Genomic DNA, 15202 nt, shown 5'->3' on the forward strand with positions numbered 1-15202 from the left:
GGGCTTGTCCTTTCGATTGCGCCGCCGGAACAGGCGGCGGCGGGTCAGTTCTCGCCGAGCGTGCGGGAGAGGTATCTGGCGACGGCGCGGACGGCCGCCATGCTGTTGGAGTAGTCCATGCGGGTCGGCCCGACGACGCCGAGGCGCGAGATGTCGCGACCCGGGATCTCGAACGCGCTCGAGACGATGGACGTCTCGCCGAGCCCGAACGAGGCGTTCTCGCGGCCGATGCGCACGGCGACGGCGTGCTCGTCGGTCGCCATCTCGCCGAAGAGCCTGAGCAGCACGACCTGCTCCTCGATCGCCTCGATGACGCCGAGGATCGACCCGGCGAAGTCCTGTTCGGTGCGCACGAGGTTCGCGGCGCCCGCGACGACGAGCCGGTCGCTGCGCTGCTGTCGCGCCTGGTCGGCGAGCGTCGCGGCGAGGGTGTGCAGCACGGCAGCATGACGGCGGTCGACGGCGTCGATCTCGCCCGACAGCAGCTCGGTGGCATCCGTCATCGTCGTGCCGGCGACGAGCTCGTTCAACCGGTGCCGGAGCGAGGCGAGCGTCTCGTCGTCGACGGGCTCCGCGAGCTCGGCGAGCCGCTGCTCGACCTGGCCCGAATCGGCGATGAGGATGCAGAGCACGCGCGTCGGCGCGAGCGCGACGAGCTCGACGTGGCGCACGCGGGCGCTCGCGAAGCTGGGGTACTGCACGACGGCGAGCTGCTTCGTGAGCTGCGAGATGAGGCGCACGGTGCGGGCGAGCAACTCGTCGAGGTCGCTCGACTCGCCGAGGAACGTCTCGATGGCCTGTCGCTGCGCCGCGGTCAGCGGTCGCACCTCGGTCAGCTGGTCGACGAAGACGCGGTACCCCTTGTCGGTCGGGATGCGACCCGACGAGGTGTGCGGGGCCGCGATCAGCTCCTCCTCTTCGAGGAGGGCCATGTCGTTGCGGATCGTCGCCGCCGAGACGCCGAACGCGTGCCGCTCGACGATCGTCTTGGAGCCGACGGGTTCACGCGAGGCGACGTAGTCCTGCACGATCGCGCGGAGCACGGCGAGACTGCGTTCGGAGACCATGACCCTCGCTTTCGTCGGCACCGCCGCCCGACGAGTGTTGGCACTCGACCGGCCCGACTGCCAATCATATCGCGACATCCGGTGAGACGTCTGGACCCGGCGTCGTTGCCGCGTGCCGGGCCGGGCGCTACCGTATGGATGTCCCGCGCGCCGCCCATCCTCCGGCGCGCCCGGACTCCCCCTCGAAACCCCGCCCGAAAGGCCTGCCCATGAGCGACTCCACCCCGCCCTCCGCCGCCGCGCCGCAGCCCGCGGCTCCGCTGTCCCACGAGCAGGACGTGCTCTGGGGCTCGCTCGCCCAGCTCGGCGGCATCCTCGGACCGCTGCCCTCGCTCATCATCTGGCTCGTGTTCAAGGACCGCGGTCCGTTCACGAACGTCGAGGCGAAGGAGGGCCTCAACTTCCAGATCACCGCCGTGCTCGCGTACATCGCGATCGTCATCGTGAACTCGGTGCTGCTGCTCGTGACCTTCGGCTTCTGGAGCTACGTCGCATGGCTCCTGCCGACCGCGCTCTGGGTGACGGTGATCGTGTTCTCGATCCTCGCCTACCTCACGGCGAAGGACGGCGTGCACTACCGCTACCCCTTCGCGATCCGGCTCATCAAGTAGCCGGTTCGCCGACGTATTGCCGAGCGCGCCGCGGGAACCCTTCCGCGGCGCGCTCGTCTGTGCCAGCATGACACCGACCCTGCGCCGCCGTCCGGCGGCCCGATCAAGGAGAGAACATGTCCGAGGGCACCCCGCCTCCCCCGCCCGCGAATCCCTATGAGCAGAACAAGCCGCTGAGCCCCTCCGACGAGAAGCTGTGGGCGACGCTGATCCACATCGGCGGCATCTTCTTCAGCTTCGTGCCCGCGCTCATCGGCTACCTGATCCTCAAGGACAAGGGGCCGTTCATCCGCGAGCACACCGCGACGGCGCTGAACTTCCAGATCACCATGGCGATCGCCTACGTGGTCGGCAGCATCCTGACGTTCGTGATCATCGGCATCTTCATCCTCATCGCCGTCTGGGTCGTGACGATCATCTTCAGCATCATCGCCGCGGTGAAGGCCAACCAGGGCCAGCCGTACACCTACCCGCTGTCGATCAAGTTCGTCAGCTGAGTCGTCGCACGACCGCGTCGGCCAGGAGCCGCCCTCTCCGCGTGAGCGTCAGCACGCCGGAGAGGGCGGCTTTCGCGTCGACGAGGCCGTCGGCGATGAGCCCCGCGACGGCGTGCCGCCCGCCCGCGTGCAGCGAGGCGATCTCGAGGCCCTCGCGGATCCGGGTCGCGAGGAGCACCCGCTCGGTCTCCCGCGTCGGCCCGTCGAGCACCTCGCGCCCGACGGCGGGCGAGACGCCCGAGGCCAGTCGGTCGGCGTACGCCGACGGATGCTTGGCGTTCCACCAGCGCACGCCACCCACGTGGCTGTGCGCCCCCGGCCCGATGCCCCACCAGTCGTCGCCGCGCCAGTAGCCGAGATTGTGCCGCGAGCGGTGCTCGTCGCCGCGAGCCCAGTTGCTGACCTCGTACCACTCGTACCCGGCGGCGGCGAGCCGTTCGTCGGCGAGCTCGTACATGTCGGCCTCGAGGTCGTCGCTCGGCTCGGCGAGCTCGCCGCGGCGGATCTGCCGCGCGAGCTTCGTGCCGTCCTCGACGATGAGCGCGTAGGCGCTCAGGTGGTCGGGCTGCTGCGCGATCGCGTGCTCGAGACTCCGCCGCCAGTCGTCGAGCGACTCCCCCGGCGTGCCGTAGATGAGGTCGAGGCTGACGTCGAGCCCGGCCTCCCGGGCCCAGGCGACGACCTGCGGCACCCGCTCGGGGTCGTGCGTGCGCTCGAGCGCCGCGAGCACGTGCGGAACGGCCGACTGCATGCCGAAGGACACCCTGGTGAAGCCGCCGGCGGCGAGCTCGGCGAGCTCGCGGGGCCCGACCGAGTCGGGGTTCGCCTCGGTCGTGACCTCGGCCCCCTCGGCGAGGCCGAACTCGTCGCGGACGGCGCCGAGCATCGCGACGAGATCGCCGGCCGGCAGCAGGGTGGGCGTACCGCCGCCGAAGAACACGGTGTCGGCGCGCCGTGAGACGACGCCGGATGCCTCGAGCACGCGGCGCGACATCCGGATCTCGTCGATCGCCTGGCCCGCGTAGTCGGCCTGCCGGGCGCCCCGCAGTTCGTCGGAGGTGTACGTGTTGAAGTCGCAGTAGCCGCAGCGGACGCGGCAGAACGGCACGTGCACGTAGACGCCGAACGCGCGGTCGGCGGCACCCGCGGCCGCCTGCGGCGGAAGCATCCCGTCGGCCGGTGCGGGATCGCCGAGCGGCAGCGCCGAACCCACCTCTACGCGCCGCCCGCGGGGTGGAGCGCCCGCAGTTCGCGGCGCGTGAGCTCGCGGCGGCGCCGTCGGGTCGACGGCGACAGCACGGCGCGCGCGCCGCCCGCCGTCGCGAGGATCGACCGGATCGTGAGCCACACCGTGTCGTCGTCGCGGTGCTCGAGGATGAACGACTCCTCGCCCGTCTCGGCTCCGTGCCCCGTCGTGCCGTAGGCGAAGCCGATGCGGTTCGGCTCGTCGATCACGTAGACGACGAGGACGGGCGTCTTCGCGATGCCGAACCGGCGCTTGCGGACGAGCGTCGCGGTCATGCCCGCGGCGATGTACGGGGTGCCGTCGACGCCGAACCGGTCTTCGGTGCGGGGGGCCGGCTGCTCGGTGAGCGGCGCGCCGGTCGGGTCGAAGACGATGCCCGGGTACTGGGCGCCGGTGCCCGCGGAGACGTCGGCGACGGTGAAGCCCGCGCCGCGTTGGACGCCCCAGGTCATGAGCGCCTCGGCCGAACGGTCGAACCGCTCCTGGCCCGAACCGAGCCGTACCGCGTCCTCGGCCGGGCGGAGCCCGACCGGCGGGTAGCGGAGGAAGTCGGGGTCGAGGGTCGCGCCGATCGCGCCGTAGGTGACCGACTGGTCGGTGAACGTGCTTCTGCGAGTCATCCGTGTTTCGTCCTTCGCGCCCCGGGGGCCGGGCGCTACTTCTTGGCGTCCTTCTTCGTCTCGGTGTCACCGCTCAGCGCGGCGATGAAGGCCTCCTGCGGCACCTCGACGCGGCCCACCATCTTCATGCGCTTCTTGCCCTCCTTCTGCTTCTCGAGGAGCTTGCGCTTGCGGCTGATGTCACCGCCGTAGCACTTGGCCAGCACGTCCTTGCGCATCGCCCGGATCGACTCGCGGGCGATGATGCGGGCACCGATCGCGGCCTGGATCGGCACCTCGAACTGCTGCCGCGGGATGAGCTCGCGCAGGCGGCCCGTCATGAGCACGCCGTACGCATACGCCTTGTCGCGGTGCACGATCGCACTGAACGCGTCGACCTGCTCGCCCTGCAGCAGGATGTCGACCTTGACGAGGTCGGCCGCCTGGTCGCCCGAGGGCTCGTAGTCGAGCGATGCGTAGCCGGCCGTCTTCGACTTCAGCTGGTCGAAGAAGTCGAAGACGATCTCGCCGAGCGGCATGTCGTAGCGGATCTCCACCCGGTCTTCACCGAGGTACTCCATGCCGAGCAGCGTGCCGCGGCGCGACTGGCACAGCTCCATGATCGTGCCGACGTAGTCCTTCGGGGCGAGGATGGCGGCCTTCACCATGGGCTCGCGCACCTCGGCGATCTTCGCACCGGTCGGGAACTCGCTCGGGTTCGTGACCGTGACCGTCTTCTTGTCTTCGGTCGTGACCTCGTAGACGACGCTCGGCGCCGTCGTGATGATGTCGAGCCCGAACTCGCGACGCAGCCGTTCGTTGACGATCTCGAGGTGGAGCAGGCCCAGGAACCCGCAGCGGAAGCCGAAGCCGAGCGCGACCGAGGTCTCGGGCTCGTAGACGAGCGCCGCGTCGGAGAGCTTGAGCTTGTCGAGCGCCTCGCGCAGCTCGGGGTAGTCGCTCCCGTCGATCGGGTAGAGGCCCGAGAACACCATGGGCAGCGGCTCCGTGTAACCCGGCAGCGCCTCGGTCGCGGGCTTCACCGCGGTCGTGACGGTGTCGCCGACCTTCGACTGGCGCACGTCCTTCACGCCCGTGATGAGGTAGCCGACCTCGCCGACGCCGAGGCCCTTCGTGGGCTGCGGCTCGGGCGCGCTCACGCCGATCTCGAGGATCTCGTGCGTCGCCTTCGTCGACATCATCTGGATGCGCTCGCGCGGGTTCAGCTGGCCGTCGACCATTCGCACGTACGTGACGACGCCGCGGTAGCTGTCGTAGACCGAGTCGAAGATCATCGCCCGGGGCGCCGCGTCGGCGTTGCCGACCGGGGCGGGGATGCGCTCGACGACGCGATCGAGCAGCTCCTCGACGCCGACGCCCGTCTTGCCCGACACCTTGAGCACGTCGTCGGGCGAGCCGCCGATGAGGTCGGCGAGCTCGCGCGCGTACTTCTCGGGCTCGGCCGCCGGCAGGTCGATCTTGTTGAGCACGGGGATGATCTCGAGATCGTTCTCGAGCGCGAGGTAGAGGTTCGCGAGCGTCTGGGCCTCGATGCCCTGCGCCGCGTCGACCAGCAGGATCGCGCCCTCGCACGCCGCGAGCGATCGCGAGACCTCGTACGAGAAGTCGACGTGACCGGGCGTGTCGATCATGTTGAGCGCGTACGCGCGGCTCTGGCCCGAGGCATCCTCGACCTGCCACGGCATGCGCACGGCCTGGCTCTTGATCGTGATGCCGCGCTCGCGCTCGATGTCCATGCGGTCGAGGTACTGCGCGCGCATGTCGCGGTCGGCGACGATGCCCGTGATCTGCAGCATGCGGTCGGCAAGCGTCGACTTGCCGTGGTCGATGTGCGCGATGATGCAGAAGTTGCGGATCGCGGACGGGTCGGTGGCGGCGGGCACCGGCGGGTTCACAGCTCTCGGAGACATCCTGTCGATTCTCCCACGACTTCGGCTCAGACTTTCGACGGATGCCTCGGACGACCCGCCGCGGCTACGCTCGCAGCATGAGCACGACCGCGGGGATCGAGGCGCGCAGCACCGATTCGGCGCTGCGGCCCGTCTTCATCGCGCTCCGGCTCGGGCTGCACCTGCTCGTCGTCGGCCTCACGCTCTTCGTCGTGGTGCGGGCGCTCCTCTCCGACTCGGCCGACGAGGTGCCGATCACCGTGCTGGCCGTCGCCTTCCTCGCCTGCTACGGCGCGGGCGTCGCGACGGCGCACCGCCACCTGCCCACATGGGCCCGCGTCCTCTGGCTCGTGATGCTGCTCTCGCTCTGGGTCGCGATGTCGGCGCTCACGCCCGATGCGGCTTTCCTCGCCTTCCCGCTCTTCTTCCTCGAGCTGCACGTGCTCGCGGCGCCGATCGCGGTGCCGCTCGTCGTCGTCACCTTCGGCATCTCGGTCTGGGGCACGGCGAGCCATCTCGGCTACGAGGTCGGCTCGATCCTCGGCCCGCTCATCAGCGCCGGCGTCGCGATCGTCATCGGGCTCGGCTACCGCGCGATGGCCGAGGAGACCCGTGAGCGCCAGGCGCTCATCCTCGACCTCATCGCGACGCGGGAGGAGCTCGCCGCCGCCAGTCACGAAGCCGGCACGCTCGCCGAGCGCGAACGCCTCGCCCGCGAGATCCACGACACGCTGGCGCAGGGCCTCTCGAGCATCCAGATGCTGCTGCACGCCGCCGAACGCGACGTCGCCGACGAGGGCGTGCGGGACAAGCTCGTGCTCGCCCGCGAGACGGCCGCGGAGAACCTCGGCGAGGCGCGCCGGTTCATCCGCGAGCTCACGCCGCCCTCGCTCGACGAGCAGACCCTCCCCGCCGCCCTCCGCCGGCTCGTGGAGGCGGTCGACGACCAGGCCAGGCAGTCGGGCGCCGACACGCGCGTCGACTTCGCGACGAGCGGCGACCCGATCGTGCTGCCGATGGCCGTCGACGCGGCGCTGCTGCGCATCGCACAGGGCTCGCTCGCGAACGTCGTCAAGCACGCCGATGCCAGGGCGTGCTCGCTCACGCTGAGCTACCTCGGCGACGAGGTCGCGCTCGACGTCGTCGACGACGGCGTGGGCTTCGACGTCGATGCGGCGGCTCGACGCGCGGCGGGCGCGGGCACCGACGGCACGGCGCCCGGCGAGTACGGCCTCCGCTCGATCCGCCGACGCGCCGAAGAGCTCGGCGGTCGATTCGACATCGAGTCCGCGCCGGGCGAGGGCACCGCCCTGTCGATCCGCATCCCGGTGGTGCGCGCATGATCCGGCTCCTCCTCGCCGACGACCACCCCGTGGTGCGCGCGGGCATCCGCGCGATGCTCGAGCGCGAGGCCGACCTCGACGTCGTCGGCGAGGCCGCCACCGCCGAGGACGCCGTGCGCCTCGGCCGGCACGTCGACCTCGTGCTCATGGACCTGCAGTTCCCCGGTGCGATGCAGGGCGCCGAGGCGACCCGCCGGCTGCGCGCCGAGCCCGACGGTCCACGGGTGCTCGTGCTCACGAACTACGACACCGACGCCGACATCCTCGGCGCGATCGAGGCGGGCGCGAGCGGCTACCTGCTGAAGGACGCGCCGCCCGAGACGCTCATCGCGGCCGTGCGCGCCGCCGCCGAGGGCGACCGGGCTCTCGCGCCCGAGCTCGCAGCGAAGCTCGACGCCTCGCGCGCGACCGGCGAGCGGCTGACGGTGCGCGAGGCCGAGGTGCTCGCCCTCGTCGCCGAAGGACGCACGAACCGCGAGATCGGCAAGGCGCTCTTCCTCAGCGAGGCCACCGTGAAGTCCCACCTCGTGCACATCTTCACGAAGCTCGGCGTGGGCTCCCGCACGGCCGCGGTCGCCCGGGCGCGCGAGATCGGGGCGATCAGGGCGGGGTGAGCATGGTCGCCGCCCGCGTCGTGCTCGTGCACGGCATCCGCACCTCGGCCACGATGTGGCGGCGGCAGGTCGCCGCGCTCGCGTCGCGCGGCCTCGCCGCCGTCGCGATCGACCTGCCCGGCCACGGCACTCGCATGGGCGAGCCGTTCACGATCGACGCCGCGATGGAGGCCATCGACCGGGCGCTGAACCCCGACCCCGCTCCGGCCGGCACGGATGCCGCGCCGCCGCGACTCCTCGTCGGCCTGAGCCTCGGCGGCTACCTCGCGATCGAGTTCGCGGCGAGGCATCCCGATCGCCTCGACGGCCTCGTCGCGGCCGCCTGCGGAACGCTGCCCCACGGGCCCGGCCTCGCCGCGTACCGGGCGATCGCCGCGGGCATCGCCCGCCTGCCCGACCGCGGGCGATGGCTCAACGACGCCACGGCCGCGCTCTTCCTCGCGCCCGATGCGGTCGCCGACGTGGTCGCCGGCGGCGTCGCGCTCGACGTCATGGCGCCCGCGCTCGCCGAGGTCGGACGCCTCGACCCCGTGGCCGCGCTCGAGGTCGTCGAGGTGCCGATCTGGTTCGTGAACGGGCGCTACGACCACTTCAGGCTCCAGGAGCGGAGGCTCCTGCGTGCGGCGCACGACGCCCGGCTCGTCGTCGTGCCCGGGGCGACGCACCTCGTCAGCCTGACGGCCGCCGACGGGTTCACGGCCGTCGTGCTCGGGGCGGTCGCCGAGCTCGGACGACGCGCCGCCCGCGGGCGTCGATGACCACTCGGCCCGAAACGCTTGCCCTCGGGGCTCGCAGCACGTAGCGTGGCGTCGGCGCGTCGTTCGCATGGATAACCGATGCGCCGCACATTCAGTGTCGAACCATGCATCGGTCAGGCAACGCCGGCCGATGCGCAGCGATTCGCATCAGCAGGCGGGGCCGAAAGGTGGTCCCAACGATGGTTCCTTCCCAGCTCTACCGTGCGACCGTCGTCGACACGCCCGTCAGCCCGTTCGAGGGCGGCGAGGCGAGGTACGACGCCGACATCGCGATCGTCGTCGAGGGCGGCGTCGTCCGCTTCCGCGGCGCGTTCGACGAGGCGTCCCGGCTGCACCCCGACGCGACGGTCATCGACCTGCGCGACGGCGTGCTGCTGCCCGGGCTCGTCGACACGCACGTGCACTTCCCGCAGCTGCGCTCGATGGCGGGGCTCGGCCTGCCGCTGCTCGACTGGCTCGACCGCTACACGCTCCCCGAGGAGACGCGCTTCGCCGACGACGCCTACGCGCGCGAGGTGGCGCCGCAGTTCCTGAACGCGCTCGCCTCGGCAGGCACGACGAGCGCCCTCGTCTTCGGCTCGCACTTCGCCGGGGCGATGCACGAGTTCTTCGGCGCGGCCGCGTCGTCGGGCCTCCGCATCACGAGCGGGCTCGTGGTCGGCGACCGCATGCTGCTCGACGGGCTCTACACGACGCCCGACCGCGCCCGGGCGGAGGCGGCGGAGCTCATCGACGCGTGGCACGGCCGGGGTCGCCTGCGGTACGCGGTCACGCCGCGGTTCTCGCTGTCGGCCTCCGACGAGCTGCTCGCCGCGTGCGGCGACACGTTCGCCTCGCGCGACGACCTCTGGTTCACGTCGCACCTCAACGAGAACCTCGCCGAGGTCGAGACCGTCGCCGGGCTCTTCCCGGCGCGGCGCGACTACCTCGACACGTACGACCACCACGGCCTCGTGAACCGCCGCTCGGTGTACGCGCACAGCGTGCACACGACGGCGCCCGAGCTCGAGCGCATGGGCGAGGTCGGCGCGTCGGTCGCGCACTGCCCCACCTCGAACTCGGCGCTCGGCAGCGGCCTGTTCCCGCTGCGCCGCCACCTCGACGCGGGGGTGCGGGTCGCGCTCGGCACCGACGTCGGCGCCGGCAACGGGTTCAGCCTCTTCAAGGACGGCATCCAGGCGTACTTCATGCAGATGCTGCTCGGCGCCGACGGCGTGCAGCTCGAGCCCGCGCACCTGCTCTATCTCGCGACGCTCGCCGGTGCCGAGGCGCTCGGACTCGACGGGGTCGGACACCTCGGGGTCGGCATGCAGTTCGACGCCATCCACGTGCGCCCGGCGCCGGGCTCGGCGTTCGACATCGTGCTGTCGCGCTCGGAGTCGGCGGGCGACGTGCTCGCCCGGACGTTCGCGCTCGCGACGACCTACGACGTCGCGGCGACGTGGGTCGGCGGGGACCTCGTGCACGCGCGGTCGTCGGCACTCGGTGACGAGGGCGCGTCGGCGCTCACCGACCCGGTTCCGCTGCACGACTGACGGCCAGCGGGCGCGCCTCCGCCGAGGCAGCCCTCGACGCGCCCGGCCGGCTCGCTTTGGTGGGCCGCCGGGCGAACTGGTAGTGTTGTGTGTTGGCTTCCGTGTGGGTCCCACCCCGCACGAGACGCCGTGGCGGCCCCTCTACCGTTCACGGCACCTCCCGTACCCGCACGAACGAAAGATTTCACGTGGCAAACATCAAGTCGCAGATCAAGCGCATCCGCACCAACCGCAAGGCCGAAGAGCGCAACAAGGCCGTCAAGAGCGAGCTCAAGACCGTCGTCCGCGCCGCCCGCGAGGCCATCGCCTCGGGCGACAAGGAGAAGGCCACCGCCGCCGTGCGCGTCGCCTCGCGCAAGCTCGACAAGGCCGTGTCGAAGGGTGTCATCCACCAGAACCAGGCCGCGAACCGCAAGTCGGCGATCGCCAAGCAGGCCGCCGCGCTCTGAGTCGCAGCAATTCCGTACGAAGGCCCCGCTCCGGCGGGGCCTTCGTCGTCTCCGGGATGCCTCGGCACGACGCCGCCCCCACGCCGCGCCGCCCGCGCACGCCACGCCGCCCGCTCACGCCACGCCGAAGGTGCACTCGACGCCCGAAAACGGGCTACGACGGCACGCTCGACGGACGATGCCGACCGCCCCAGTCCTCACCCGAGCAGTCGACGCCGCCCACTGCGCCGAAGGTGCACTCGACGCCCGAAAACGGGCCACGACGGCACGCTCGATGGACGACGGCGGTACGTGACGGACGACGCGACCGGCCTCCCGACGAGCGGGCGCGGGCGACGCGGGCGATGTGTCAGCGGCGTCCGCGCGCGGAGACGACGCCCACGAGGCGCTCGAGCGCGAACACCGGGTCGCGCTCTGCGCCCTTGACCGCCGCGTCGGTCGCGGCAAGCGTCTCGATCGCGACGCCGAGCCCCTCGTCGGTCCAGCCGGCGAGATCTCGCCGCGCCCGGTCGACCTGCCACGGCGCCATGCCGAGCGATGACGCGAGCTGGGCGCCGCTGCCGCGCGAGCCCGAGACCTTCGCCATCGTCCGCAGCTTCATCGCGAAGGCGGCGACCATCGGCACGGGGTCGGCGCCGCTGTCGAGGGCATGCCGCAGCGCGATGAGCGCCTCGCCGTGACGCCCGGCGATCGCCGCGTCGGCGACCGCGAAGGCGTTCGTCTCGACCCGCCCTCCGTAGTACCGGTCGACGACGGCCTCGGAGATGTCGCCGGGCGCGTCGGCGATGAGCTGCCGGCACGCGGCCGAGAGCTCGCGAAGGTCGTCGCTGAACGCGCCGACGAGCGCTCGAAGCGCGCCGGGGCTCACCTTGCGACCGGCGGCCCGGAACTCCGCCGCCGCGAAGTCCTGCTTCTCGGCGTCTTTCTTGAGCTCGGCACAGACGACCTCGACGCCGCCGCCCGTGCCCGCCCGGATCGCGTCGAGCAGTTTCTTGCCGCGCACGCCGCTGCGGTGGCGCAGCACGAGCGTCGTCGAGTCGTCGGGCTGCTCGAGGTACTCGAGCGCGTCGAGGAGGAAGTCGTCGCTCGCCTTCTCGACGGCGCTCACGCGGATGAGCCGGGGCTCGCCGAAGAGCGACGGGCTCGCCAGGGTCAGCAGTTCGCCGCGCCGGTAGCCGTCGGCCTCGAGGTCGCTCACCTCGAGCGCGGGATCTTCGGAGCGCAGGAACTCGCGCAGCAGCCCGATCGCGCGCTCGGCGAGCACGTCCTCGGCACCGGACACCAGCACGATCGGCGCGGGCCGAACGGCGTGCCAGGCGAGCTGCGGGATCGCGACCTTCGTGCGCGCTGCTGCGCCACCGCGTGCTGCCACCCGTGCCTCCGTTTCCGCCCGTCAAGTCTACGGGGAGCCGCCGACGTCGCCGCCCCGTTCGCTCCAGACCTGGAAGCCGTCGCCCGACGCCACGAGCGCGATCGAACCCCGCTCGTCGGTGCGGAGGGCCGCTGTGCCGGAGTGCTCGAGCAGGTCGAGCGCCCGCTCCGTCGGGTGCCCGTAGCCGTTGTCGGCGCCGACGCCGATGAGGCCGGCGGCGGCGTGCAGTTCGTCGTAGAGGCGGCCGCTCTGGTCGTTGGAGCCGTGATGGGCGACCTTGACGAGGTCGACGTCGCCGATCGTCGCCGACCGCACCATGCGGTCCTGCGCCGCTTCGCCGAGGTCGCCGAGGAAGACGCCTCGGAAGCCCGGGGCCACCAGGTCGACGATGACGCTCGCATCGTTGCCCGGCGTCGCCCCGGGCTCGGGCCACAGCACCCGCCAGCCCGAGGCGCCGAGCGTGCCGTGCATGCCCGCCGTCGCCTCGACGGTGCGGGTGCCTGCCGCGACCAGCGGATCGAGCACGCGTGCCGACCGGTCGCCGTCGAGCGGGCCGTGCAGCAGCAGGTCGGCCCTGCCCGTGATCGCCGGCGATCCGGCGACGTGGTCGGCGTCCCAATGCGTGAGCACGACGAGGTCGAGCCGCTCGACGCCGAACAAGTCGAGGCATCTCATGAGCGCCGCGGCATCGGGACCGGCGTCGATGAGGACCACGGCCCCGCCCGAGCGCACGAGCGTCGCGTCGCCCTGCCCCACGTCGCAGGCGACGACGTCCCAGTCGGAAGGACGCATCGCCCGCGCGACGAGCGGCGCGCCCCCGGCCAGGCCGACCGCGACCGCGACGCTCGTCACGAGGATCGCCGCGACGAGCACGCGCCGGTTGCGCCCGAGCGGCGGACCGATCACGAGCCTGAGCGCGAGCGCCGTGCAGCCGGCGAGCAGCACCGCCCCCGCGGCATCCGGCAGCCAGGCGAGCCGCCCGCCGGGCAGCGACGCCGCCGTATGCGCGACCACGGCGATCCACTGCGCGGGCCACCACGCGACCTGCAACGCCGCGAAGCCGACCGACGGCAGCACGGGCAGCAGCAGGCATCCGACGAGGCCCGCCACTGTGCCGATGGGCGCCGCCGGAGCTGCGAGCAGGTTGGCCGGCACGCCGTAGATCGCGATCGCGGGATCGAGCAGTACGAGTACCGGCTGGCAGGCGAGCTGGGCGGCGAGCGGCACCCCGAGCACGAGCGCGAGCGGGGTCGGCATCACGCGGGCGAGCACCCGGGACAGCGGTGCCGCGAGGAGGAGCAGGCCCGCGGTCGCTGCCACGGACAGCGCGAACCCGTAGTCGCGCGCGTACCACGGGTCGACGACGAGCAGCACGACGACCGCCAGCGCGAGCGCCGCGACGCCTCCGCCGGGGCGGCCGGCCGCGAGGGCGGCGAGCACGACGACGGCCATGACGGCTGCGCGGACGACGCTCGACTCGGGGGTGACGAGCACGACGAACGCAGCCAGGGCGAGGAGCGCCACGACCACCCGCGCGCCTCGGCGGAGGCCGAGCGCCGCGGCCGCCGCGAACGCGGCCGCGGTGATGATCGCGCAGTTCGCGCCGGACACGGCGGTGAGGTGACTCAGCGAGCTCGCCTTCATGTCGTCGTCGAGCTCGTCGCCGACGGCGCTCGTGTCGCCGATCGCGAGACCGGGCACGAGCGCACCGCCGTCACCGTCGAGCGCGGCGGCCGCTAGGGCGAACCGGGTGCGCAGGTCGCCGCTCCAGGCGAGCCACGGCGGCGGCCGCTCCACCGCGACCGCGCCGTCGGCGTGCAGGTCGAACGCCGTGGCCTCGACGCTCGGCGAGCTCGTCGCACGCGCGTCGAACGCGAGGCGCGCGCCGAGCTGGAGATCGGTGGGCACCGCGTCGACGATGCCGCTCACGCCCACCGGCCGGACGACCCGGCCGGCGACCTCGACGAGACGGCCCTCGATGCGGAGCGTCGCCGTCTGCGGCGGAGCCTGCGCACCCGCACCGCCCGCGTCCGCAGCGGTGCCCGTGGGAACGGCGTCGCCGCGACCCGCACCGGACGAGACGGGGCCGGTGCCCCACATCGTCACCAGTCGCCGCGGTGCGGCGGTCAGCTCGACGACGACGGGGAGCGTCTCGCGATCGACGGCAGCCGCAGCGAGCGGGGACGCGCTGCGTGCGCCGAGCGCGAGCGCCGCACTCGACGCGACCAGCGCGATCGCCGCGACGCACACCAGCACGGTTGCGAGGAGCGGTCGTCGCGTGACGAGCAGGGCGAGGAGCGCGACCCCGGCGCACGCCCAGGCCGCCAGGACGACGAGGCCCGGGTCGAGCCCGGCGTCGGGGGCTGCGACGACGAGCCACGCACCGATCCACGCCGCGCACGCCGGTGCCGCGAGCCGAAGCGCAGGCATGTCAGAGCGCCACCAGGTCGACGAGTCCCGAGTACACGGCGTCGCCGATGCCGGCGACGTCGAGGAGCTGGTCGGTGCTCGTGAACGGACCGTTCGCCTCGCGCCAGTCGACGATGCGCTGCGCGAGCGCGGGGCCGATGCGCGGCAGCGTGTCGAGCTCCGCGACGCCTGCGGTGTTCAGGTGCACCCTTCCGTCGCCCGCGCCGCCCGCACCTGCCGCTCCCCCGGCCTGCGTCGCGCCGGCCACGACCTCGCCCGCCTTCGGCACGAGCAACTGCTCGCCGTCGGCGACCGCCCGGGCGAGATTGACGCCGGCCGGATCGGCGTCTGCGGTGAGCCCGCCCGCGGCCGCGATCGCGTCGACGACACGCGCACCCTCGTCGAGTTCGACCAGCCCGGGATTCGCCACCGCGCCGAGCACGTGCACGAGCACGACGGGCGGCGCGGCGGTCGCAACCGACGCATCAGCGCCGGCCGGCGCACCCGACCCGCCGCCGTCGAACCCGACCTCGCCCTGCTCGCCGCCGCCCGACGCCGCGAACGACATCACCGCGGCGACCACCACCGCCGCGATGAACAGCACGACCGCGGCACCCACGCCGAAGCGCACCCGCGGCGAAGCCCGGCGGGCGGAGGGGTCGAGCGCGTCCGACGGATCCGGTGCGGCGTGGGGCGGCATGGTCGCACGCTATGGGCGAGCGGCGGTCGCCGCGGCAGGGTCGCCCGCCGACGTGCAGAGTCGGCGGGCGATCGCAACTGTCGAGGACGAGT

14 protein-coding genes are annotated in these 15202 nt (G+C 72.7%); 7 read left to right on the plus strand and 7 right to left on the minus strand.

Going from position 1 to position 15202, the window contains the following annotated elements; all coding sequences use genetic code 11:
- Positions 1 to 44: 44 nt before the first annotated feature.
- Positions 45 to 1067, minus strand: coding sequence for a heat-inducible transcriptional repressor HrcA (gene hrcA, locus AC3RJ6_RS13960; RefSeq protein ID WP_491427672.1), 1023 nt, complete (start codon positions 1065 to 1067; stop codon positions 45 to 47).
- A gap of 209 nt (positions 1068 to 1276) precedes the next feature.
- Between hrcA and AC3RJ6_RS13965 the strand changes: the two genes are divergently transcribed.
- Positions 1277 to 1678, plus strand: a complete 402-nt coding sequence (locus AC3RJ6_RS13965) for a DUF4870 domain-containing protein (protein WP_491427673.1) — start codon at positions 1277 to 1279, stop codon at positions 1676 to 1678.
- Between the two features lie 116 nt (positions 1679 to 1794).
- A complete protein-coding gene (locus AC3RJ6_RS13970) occupies positions 1795 to 2175 on the plus strand; it encodes a DUF4870 domain-containing protein (protein ID WP_491427674.1) in 381 nt (126 codons plus the stop codon).
- On the opposite strand, the gene hemW is transcribed toward AC3RJ6_RS13970, so the two are convergent.
- The 3 genes from hemW to lepA are packed head-to-tail and all read right to left on the minus strand — an operon-like array spanning position 2168 to position 5951.
- Positions 2168 to 3388, minus strand: coding sequence for a radical SAM family heme chaperone HemW (gene hemW / locus AC3RJ6_RS13975; protein WP_491427675.1), 1221 nt, complete (start codon positions 3386 to 3388; stop codon positions 2168 to 2170). The two genes, AC3RJ6_RS13970 and hemW, sit on opposite strands and share 8 nt — an antisense overlap.
- 2 nt (positions 3389 to 3390) lie before the next feature.
- The gene (locus tag AC3RJ6_RS13980) at positions 3391 to 4041 is read right to left on the minus strand and encodes a DUF1990 domain-containing protein (RefSeq protein ID WP_491427676.1); all 651 of its coding nucleotides are present in this window, start codon (positions 4039 to 4041) and stop codon (positions 3391 to 3393) included.
- Positions 4042 to 4076: 35 nt separating this feature from the next.
- On the minus strand, positions 4077 to 5951 hold the full coding sequence (gene lepA / locus AC3RJ6_RS13985; protein WP_491427677.1) for a translation elongation factor 4: 1875 nt from the start codon (positions 5949 to 5951) through the stop codon (positions 4077 to 4079).
- 77 nt (positions 5952 to 6028) lie between these two features.
- Between lepA and AC3RJ6_RS13990 the strand changes: the two genes are divergently transcribed.
- From AC3RJ6_RS13990 to rpsT, 5 genes are all read left to right on the plus strand, one after another.
- On the plus strand, positions 6029 to 7273 hold the full coding sequence (locus AC3RJ6_RS13990; RefSeq protein ID WP_491427679.1) for a sensor histidine kinase: 1245 nt from the start codon (positions 6029 to 6031) through the stop codon (positions 7271 to 7273).
- Positions 7270 to 7887, plus strand: a complete 618-nt coding sequence (locus tag AC3RJ6_RS13995) for a response regulator (protein WP_491427680.1) — start codon at positions 7270 to 7272, stop codon at positions 7885 to 7887. The genes AC3RJ6_RS13990 and AC3RJ6_RS13995 overlap by 4 nt, the downstream gene beginning before the upstream one ends.
- 2 nt (positions 7888 to 7889) lie before the next feature.
- The gene (locus AC3RJ6_RS14000) at positions 7890 to 8645 is read left to right on the plus strand and encodes an alpha/beta fold hydrolase (RefSeq protein WP_491427681.1); all 756 of its coding nucleotides are present in this window, start codon (positions 7890 to 7892) and stop codon (positions 8643 to 8645) included.
- 179 nt (positions 8646 to 8824) lie between these two features.
- Positions 8825 to 10180, plus strand: a complete 1356-nt coding sequence (gene guaD, locus AC3RJ6_RS14005) for a guanine deaminase (protein WP_491427682.1) — start codon at positions 8825 to 8827, stop codon at positions 10178 to 10180.
- A gap of 188 nt (positions 10181 to 10368) precedes the next feature.
- The gene (gene rpsT, locus AC3RJ6_RS14010) at positions 10369 to 10629 is read left to right on the plus strand and encodes a 30S ribosomal protein S20 (RefSeq protein WP_244854288.1); all 261 of its coding nucleotides are present in this window, start codon (positions 10369 to 10371) and stop codon (positions 10627 to 10629) included.
- Positions 10630 to 10978: 349 nt separating this feature from the next.
- Here the strand turns inward: rpsT and holA are convergent, their stop codons facing one another.
- From holA to AC3RJ6_RS14025, 3 genes are read right to left on the minus strand one after another with little or no spacing between them, the layout of a single operon-like run.
- Positions 10979 to 12001, minus strand: a complete 1023-nt coding sequence (holA, locus tag AC3RJ6_RS14015) for a DNA polymerase III subunit delta (RefSeq protein WP_491427683.1) — start codon at positions 11999 to 12001, stop codon at positions 10979 to 10981.
- Positions 12002 to 12028: 27 nt separating this feature from the next.
- Complete coding sequence (locus AC3RJ6_RS14020; protein ID WP_491427684.1) at positions 12029 to 14431, minus strand: ComEC/Rec2 family competence protein; 2403 nt, start codon at positions 14429 to 14431, stop codon at positions 12029 to 12031.
- A 1-nt stretch (position 14432) separates the two neighbouring features.
- On the minus strand, positions 14433 to 15110 hold the full coding sequence (locus tag AC3RJ6_RS14025; RefSeq protein WP_491427685.1) for a ComEA family DNA-binding protein: 678 nt from the start codon (positions 15108 to 15110) through the stop codon (positions 14433 to 14435).
- Between the last annotated feature and the right edge of the window lie 92 nt (positions 15111 to 15202).

This window comes from Agromyces cucurbitae (genome assembly GCF_058349945.1).